This is a genomic window from Embleya scabrispora DSM 41855 (assembly GCF_000372745.1).
Classification (GTDB): Bacteria; Actinomycetota; Actinomycetes; order Streptomycetales; family Streptomycetaceae; genus Embleya; species Embleya scabrispora.
The window spans coordinates 1-6,205 of record NZ_KB889614.1 but is presented as its reverse complement, the minus strand read 5'-3'; the positions used below and the strand labels follow the sequence as shown (position 1 = coordinate 6,205).

Sequence of the window (6,205 nt, the reverse complement as noted above, 5' to 3'; positions counted from 1 at the left end):
TGGACTTCGTGGCCCGGAGCGAAGCGGAGGGACACGAAGTCCCGAGCGAGGGGCCGCCTTTTTCTCGGAGGAGCGAAGCGGGGGAGAGAAAAAGGCGGTGCCTCGCGAGCCGGCGCCGAAGGCGCCCAACAAGCAGGTGTGACCTTGCCTTGTCCGGGGGCGGATGGCTTTCGCCTTCTCTCGGGTGCGGATACCTTGACTGTGTCATTGGTCTTGAGTCAAAACGAGAACAAGTTATAGTTCTTGACCGGGCCAAGTATTGGTTCGAGGAAAGACGAGGGAGCCCCCATGCGCGCAGCGGTTCTGCACGAGACCGGCCAGGACAAGCTCGACGTTCGTGATGACGTCGAGGCCGTGGGCATGGGCCCGGGACGCGTGCGGGTCAAGCTGCACGCGACCGGCGTGTGTCACTCGGACCTGTCCGCGATGACCGGCGTGCTGCCCCAGCCCGCGCCGTTCGTTCCCGGCCACGAGGGTGCCGGCGAGGTGGTCGAGGTCGGCGACGGCGTCACCACCGTCGCGGTCGGCGACGGCGTCACCACCGTCGCGGTCGGCGACCGGGTGATCATCTGCTGGGCACCGCCCTGTGGTGTCTGCAACTACTGCCGCGGCGGCCAGTCCAACCTGTGTTTGGCCGGGTTCATGAACGCCGGCACCCAGAACTTCACCTTCGGCGGCACCCCGTCGTACGGCTTCACCGGCACCGGCACCTTCGCCGAGGAGGTCGTGGTCGCCGCGCCGTGCGCGGTCAAGGTCGCCGACGACGTGCCGTACGAGATCGCGGCGCTGATCGGCTGCGGTGTCACCACCGGCGTCGGCGCGGTGTTCAACAGCGCGCGGATCGAGCCGGGCGCGTCCTGCGCGGTGATCGGCGCCGGCGGCGTGGGCATCGCGGTGATCCAGGGTCTGCGCGCGGCCGGTGCCGCCGAGATCGTGGCCATCGACCCGGCCGAGTCCAAGCACGTGTGGGCCAAGAAGTTCGGCGCCACCCACGCGATCACCCCGGACCAGGCCGCGGACGCCAAGCGCGACCTGACCGCCGGTCAGGGCTTCGACTACGTCTTCGAGGTGGTCGGCAAGTCGTTCACCGCACGCAGCGCGTACGACCTCACCCGCCGCGGCGGCGACGTGATCATCGTCGGCGCGGGCGCGATGGACGACAACGTCTCGTTCAACATGTTCGAGCTGTTCTTCGACCAGAAGCGCATCATCGGCAGCATCTACGGCGGTGGCGACATCGTCACCGAGTACGAGCGGATCACCAAGCTGTGGCGCGCCGGTCGACTCGACCTGGAGGCGATGATCACCCACCGCCTCACCCTCGCCAACATCAACGACGCGTTCGACCTGATGAAGAGCGGCGAGTCGATCCGCACCATCGTCACCCTCTGAGCAAGCAGCACCCGAAACCCGAAGCACGCGGTGCCGTAGTCCGCAGCCCGCCCACCTGACGCAACAGGTGGGCGGGTGGGCACACCAATGCCCGGGCCAACCAACACGCGACCGCAGCAAAAGCCACCGATCCCACGGGAGTTACCGCATGACCACGTCGCTGGATGGCAAGGTCGCCGTAGTCACCGGCGCCGGCCGCGGCCTCGGCCGCGCCGAAGCCCTCGAACTCGCGAAGCAGGGCGCGGCCGTCGTGATCAACGACTTCGCCCCCGAAGGCAGCCCCAACCCGGCCGACGACGTCGTCGCCGAGATCGTCGCGGCCGGCGGCAAGGCCGCCGCACACCGCGGCGACGTCTCCGACTTCGACGCGGCCGGCAAGCTGATCCAGCTCGCGATCGACACCTTCGGCTCGATCGACATCGTGGTCAACAACGCGGGCATCCTGCGCGACCGGATGATCTTCTCGATGACGGAGCAGGAGTGGGACTCGGTCCTGGCGGTGCACGCCAAGGGCCACTTCAACACCACCCACCACGCCTCGAAGTACTGGCGGGAGAAGTCCAAGGCGAGCGGCGGCGCGGTGTACGCGCGGGTGATCAACACCGCGTCCGAGGCGTGGCTGGCCGGCTCCGCCGGGCAACCCAACTACGCCGCGGCCAAGTCCGCGATCGTGGGCCTGACCATGTCCACCGCGAACGCACTGGTCAAGTACGGGGTGCGGGCCAACGTGATCTGCCCGCGGGCGCGCACCAGCATGACCACGCACGTGTTCGGCGAGAGCGCGAACAACATCGCCGAGGGCGAGATGGACCCGCTGGCGCCCGAGCACGTCGCGCCGCTGGTCGCCTACCTGGCCAGCCCGGCCGCCGAGCAGGTCACCGGCCAGGCGTTCGTGGTGCACGGCGGCTTCGTCGCGGTGATCGAACGGCCCACGCTCCAGGCCAAGTTCGACTCGAAGCAGGCCACCTTCACGCCGGACGAGCTGGACCAGGTGCTCTCGGCGCACTACGCGGACAAGAAGCTGGGCGCCGGCTACACCGCCGACGACCTGCTCTTCCTCAAGCGCGACCCGCGCTGATTCCGGATCCGCGGGGCCGAGGGTGGCGGAATCACCTTCGGCCCCGCCTTTCGCCCGCACCGTTGACACGTGTCGTGACGCGGCCCGCGCAGGGGCTTCCTGCGGATCGCCGCGATCGGGCCGCGGCCCGCCGGCCGCGGGTACGAGGGGTCGCTCCCCGTACCGCATCAAGAAGGGGTTCCCCGTGCTGACCTCCGCCGACGACTTCCCGATCCACCAGACCCCCGAGCCGGTGGCCACGCCCGCCACCTCGGACCGCAACGCGTACGACCGCTACTGGTTCAACGGCTACGACCGCGACGGCGCCTTCTACTTCGCGTTCTCGCACGGCCTGTACCCGAACCGGTTCGTCGCCGACGCGCACTTCACGATCAGCGTGGACGGAGTCCAGCACAGCCTGCACGCGTCCCGCCGGGCGCCGCTGGACCGCTTCGATCTCACCGTCGGGCCGGTCGGCATCGAGGTGCGCACGCCGCTGAAGGTGTTGCGGGTGTATGTGGAGCCGAACGAGCACGGGCTGGGTTGCGATCTGACCTTCACGGCGCGCGCCGCCGCGATCGAGGAGGAGCGCACCACCACCCGCAACGGGCACCACGTGATCATGGATTCGACCCGACTGACCCAACTCGGCGTGTGGTCGGGCACGGTGACGCTGCCCGGCGGCCGGGTCCTGGAGATCGACCCGGCGACCACGCTCGGCACCCGGGACCGCTCGTGGGGCGTACGGCCGGTCGGTGAGCGCGAGGGCGGCGCGCCCAAGCCGTTCAACCCGATGTTGTGGCTGTGGACGCCGATCCACTGGGCGGACGAGGTCAGTCTGTGGGCCTCGTTCGAGCGCGCGGACGGGCACATGTACCACGTGGACGGCAAGCGGGTGGCCGCGACGCCGCTGGGCGCGCTGCCCGACCCGGCGGCCGTTCCGGTGCCCGAGGACGAGCCCGCGTTCGAGAAGTTGACGCCGCATCACCACGCGCTCACCTGGGTCCCCGGCACCCGCCGCATCCAGGGCGGCGAGTTCCACATGCTCGACGGCGCGGGCGAGCCGTTCGCGTACCGGATCGAGCCGATCGGCACCCGCGGGCTGCTCGCGGGCCTGGGCTACCTGCACTCCGAGTGGGGCCACGCGGTCTGGCAGGGTGAGCTCGAAGTCGGTTACGAGAGCTGGGAGTTGGACAAGGTGGACCCGCTCCGGTTCGACCGTCAGCACCAGCAGCAGGTGATCCGGGTCACCGAGCTGACCGGCGCCGGTCGTGTCGGGGTGGGTGTGGTCGAGCAGTTGTTCTTCGGTCCGCATCGGCCGTATGGATTCACGGAGATGCTCGACGGCGCGTGACACCGACCGCCCGAGGGCGCGCGCGATCGGGTCGGTTCGGATCCGGTTGGGACCCGGTTGGGACCCGATCCGATCCGGCCCGGTTCGGGGCCGTGCCCGGTGCGTCCTTTCGCTCGGGCGGTTCAGACCCGGTCCTGCGCGTCCTCCTCGACCCGGGCGGGCTTGCGCTCGAACCAGCCGACCGGGTCGCTCGGGCGGTGCTCCCACGCGCCCACCAGGTCGCGGTACAGCGGGGATTCGGCGAGCAGTTCGTGGTGTGTGCCCAGGATCGGCCGATTGCCGTCCATGAGCAGGATGCGGTCCGCGCGCCGCGCCGAGTCGATCCGGTGCGCGATCACCACCAGCGCGCCGGCGCGGGTGGCGAACGCCGCCTCGGCGAGCGCCTCGCCGGGTGGGTCCAGGTGGCAGGTGGCCTCGTCGAGGATCACGAAGCGGGCGGGGGACAGGTACGTGCGGGCCAGCGCGATGAGTTGGCGCTCCCCGGCGGACAGCGTGCCCGGGTCGGCGATGTGTGCGTCGTAGCCGCCGAGCCGGGCGACCAGTTCGGTCGCGCCGACCAGGCGAACCGCGCGGTCCAACGCCGCGCGGGTGACGTCCGGGTCGAGGTAGCTCAGGTTCTCGTGTACGGAACCGGTGAAGACGTATGCCTCCTGCGGGACCACCGCGATGGTGCCGCGTGGCACGGGGGACTCGGTGTGGTCGGTGTGCGGGGTTTCTGCGGGTGGGGCGTCGTCGGCGAGTGGTGTGTCGGTGAGCGCAACGGTGCCCTGATCCGGGGGCAGCAGACCGGCCAGCAGTGCGGCGAGGGTGGACTTGCCGATGCCGCTCGGGCCCACCACGGCCAGGTGTGATCCGGGCGTGATGGTCATCGACAGGTCACGGACGACCGGCTCGGCGTACGGGCCGTAGCCGAAGGTGACGTTGTTCAGGATCAGGCCGGATGGGGTGTTCGGGGCGTTCGGAGTGCTCGGAGTGGCCGGGGGGTCCGGCGCGTTGGGGGTGGTCGAGGCGTGCGAGTCGTCGGGGCCGGCCGCGTCGGGCGCGCTGCGGGTGGCGGAGATCGACGCGGGGGCCGCCGCCCCCGTCTGGGCCAGGCGGCCGGCGACCACGAGCAGCTCCAGGAACCAACCGCCCACGGTCGCGGTCGCGGCGCGCACGGCGGGCTCCAGGTGCTGGGCCAGGTACAGCGCGGCACCCGCCACCTCGCCGGTGCTCAAGGTGCCCTGCCGGACCAGCCAGGGCGCGGCGATCAGCACGGCCAGCAGCGGGAGTTGGCCGCCGAGGGCGACCACCAGCAGACGCACCGAGGAGGCACGGGCGAGCAGCTTGGCGGCGCGTGCCTGGGCGTCCACGGCGGCGCCGAGTTCGGCCACCACGCGGTCCTGCGCGCCGCACGCGACCACGTCCCGGAGCCCGGCCACGGTCCGGCCGGTGCGGGCGGCGATCTCCTCGTCGGCCAGGACCAACGCACGCCGGCGCCGGGCCAGCGGAGGCAACAGGCGTACGAACAACCACGCGGCGAGGCTCAGCGGGATCAGCACGAGCGGCAGCAGGAGCGGTGCGAGGACGGCGAGACCGAGCAGCGCGGCCACGATCGTCACGCCGAGTTGGCGCAGCGTACGCAGCAGCGAGGCGGTCAGGTTGCGGCAACTCTCGACCTGCTCGGTCAGCCGGGCCACCGCCGCCTCGGCGTGCCGCCCCGCGCCCGGTCGCCCGGACGTCGCGTCGAGCACCGCCTCGGCCACCACCCGGCGTACCAGGGTGTCCCGGATCGGCTCCACGACGGCGGCGAGGTGCGGGAACATCGCGTACGTGGCGGCGGCGCGGATCAGCATCGCCAGCGCGAGCATGCCGAGCAGCACGAACCCGACACCGAGCCGGCCGGCCAGGAACCCGCGATCGAGCGCGGCGGCGAGCAACGCACCCGATAGGAGCGCGGGAATCCCCTCCGCCACGGACCACCCCAGCACATGCGCCAACGGCTCCCGCCGCGCACGCAACAGCTCGACCAACAGGGCCTGCCCGGCCCGCAGCCCACCCCCATACGGCCCGGCACTGTGCCGCCGCCTCCGCCGCCCCGCCGAGGAGCCGTCGGCGCAGCCCCCCGACTCCACCACGCCACCATCGACACCACGCGCTCCTCCCACCCGGCGTCGCCACGATCGGGTCGCGCCGGTCGCGGGGGTGAGCGTCGCGGGGGTGAGGCTCCCGGGGTCGCCCGTGCGCCCGGCAGCGGCCCGTCGCCGGTGCCGTGGGGGCGTACGCCCCGTCGCGTCCCCACCGCTCGGCGGCGCATCGGCCGGACCCACGGCCGAGGCCATCTCGAACCGATCCGGATCGCCCACGGGTGTCTCGGCGGGCGACCCCTCCGCCGCGCCTTCGGCGGGAGCAGACGCGGCCCG

The 6,205-nt window shown here is 71.7% G+C and carries 4 protein-coding genes; 3 read left to right on the top strand and 1 reads right to left on the bottom strand.

Annotation, left to right across the window (positions count from 1 at the left end; all coding sequences use genetic code 11):
• The first annotated feature begins 288 nt into the window (after positions 1 to 288).
• The 3 genes from A3IC_RS0112150 to A3IC_RS0112140 all read left to right on the top strand — a co-directional run bounded on the left by A3IC_RS0112150 (position 289) and on the right by A3IC_RS0112140 (position 3,803).
• Positions 289 to 1,392 carry a Zn-dependent alcohol dehydrogenase gene (locus A3IC_RS0112150; RefSeq protein ID WP_020550324.1) on the top strand — a complete coding sequence of 368 codons (1,104 nt, stop codon included), beginning with the start codon at positions 289 to 291 and terminating at the stop codon, positions 1,390 to 1,392.
• Positions 1,393 to 1,540: 148 nt separating this feature from the next.
• Positions 1,541 to 2,470 (top strand): 3-oxoacyl-ACP reductase, encoded by a 930-nt coding sequence (locus A3IC_RS0112145; protein WP_020550323.1) that lies wholly within the window; start codon positions 1,541 to 1,543, stop codon positions 2,468 to 2,470.
• A gap of 184 nt (positions 2,471 to 2,654) precedes the next feature.
• Positions 2,655 to 3,803 carry an Rv3169 family protein gene (locus A3IC_RS0112140; protein WP_020550322.1) on the top strand — a complete coding sequence of 383 codons (1,149 nt, stop codon included), beginning with the start codon at positions 2,655 to 2,657 and terminating at the stop codon, positions 3,801 to 3,803.
• 122 nt (positions 3,804 to 3,925) lie between these two features.
• Here the strand turns inward: A3IC_RS0112140 and A3IC_RS53930 are convergent, their stop codons facing one another.
• Positions 3,926 to 5,920 (bottom strand): ATP-binding cassette domain-containing protein, encoded by a 1,995-nt coding sequence (locus tag A3IC_RS53930; protein ID WP_205353696.1) that lies wholly within the window; start codon positions 5,918 to 5,920, stop codon positions 3,926 to 3,928.
• Positions 5,921 to 6,205 lie beyond the last annotated feature (285 nt).